General features: G+C 77.1%; 1 protein-coding gene. It reads right to left on the bottom strand.

The features are described 5' to 3' along the window. Positions 1-1222: [protein-PII] uridylyltransferase family protein (locus ABD296_RS49330; RefSeq protein ID WP_455363883.1), on the bottom strand; the 1222-nt coding region annotated here is incomplete at its 3' end. Positions 1223-1231: the final 9 nt, after the last annotated feature.

Raw genomic sequence — 1231 nt, 5'->3', positions numbered from 1 at the left:
GACCGTGCTGGTGCAGCGCGGCACGCTGCGGGTCGGCGACTCGATCGTCTGCGGCGTGGCCAGCGGCCGCGTCGGCGGCGAGGCGGGCGACGGTCGCGGGCGCGAGCGGCAGGCCCGCCTGGGCCGCGGCGGCGGCGACGCGAAGGATCAGCGCGGGGTCGTTCAGGTCGGCGTTGCGGGCGAGGACGACCTCGTCGTCGTGTTCGACGGCGCCGTCGCCCACCGGCCGGCGATCGAGCGGCGCGCGGCGCTGCCGGGTGGCGCGTTCGACGCGGCGCCACAGCTGGTCGGCGGCGTAGGTGATCGTGCGGGCGGCGCCGGCGATGGCGCGCAGCAGCGCGTCGGCGTCCGGCATGCCGACCGTGCGGGCGACGGCCTCCTGCTCCTGCAGGACGAGCCGGTCCGTGGCGCGTCCGGTGACCTCATGCAGGGCGTGCCTGATGTCCAGCAGCAGGTCGTGCGCGGCCATGACCCGGCCGTCCGGCGCGGAGGCGATCCAGGAGGCGGCGACCGCCCGCATCACGTGGACGTCGCGCAGGCCGCCGCGGGCCTCCTTGAGGTCGGGTTCGAGCAGGAACGCCAGTTCGCCCTGCTTCTCCCAGCGTTCGCGGCACATCGCGGCCAGTTCCGGCAGCCGGGCGCGCGCGTCGGCGCGCCAGTCGGCCAGCACGGCGGCGCGCAGCTCGTCCACGAGGACGTGGTCGCCGGCGATCCGGCGGGCGGACAGTAGTCCGAGCGCCGCCTTCAGGTCGCCGCGCGCGACGGTCCTGGCCTCGGCGACGGTGCGGACGGAATGGTCGAGGCGCAGGCCGGAGTCCCAGATCGGGTACCAGACGCGGTCGGCGATCTCGGCGATGTCGGGGCGTCCGCGGTGCAGCAGCACGAGGTCGAGGTCTCCGCCGGGGGTCAGCTCGCGCCGTCCGTGGCTGCCCACGGCCGCGAGCGCGACACCGCCCGGCTCGGACGCTCCCAGTGGCGTCCCGCCCGGTTCGAACGATCCCAGTGGCATCCCGCCCTGTTCGGACGGGCCCGACGGCGTCTCGCCAGGGCCAGAGAGCGCGGCCGCGGGTTCGGAGGAAGTATCGGGGGGCCCGGTGGCGGGGGGCGCTGACCGGCCGTCGGCCTCGGCGTCGGCGAGCAGGGCCGCCAGGCGGCGGTCCAGCTCGGCGGCGCGGCCGGCCTCGGGAGGCCGGTCTCCGGCCGGGGGATGGACGAGGGTCACACCGCTCCT

This window comes from Actinomadura napierensis (assembly GCF_039529375.1).
Taxonomy (GTDB): domain Bacteria; phylum Actinomycetota; class Actinomycetes; order Streptosporangiales; family Streptosporangiaceae; genus Spirillospora; species Spirillospora napierensis.
The sequence above is the reverse complement of the archived record's forward strand: the minus strand, read 5'-3'. Positions and strand labels throughout refer to the sequence as shown.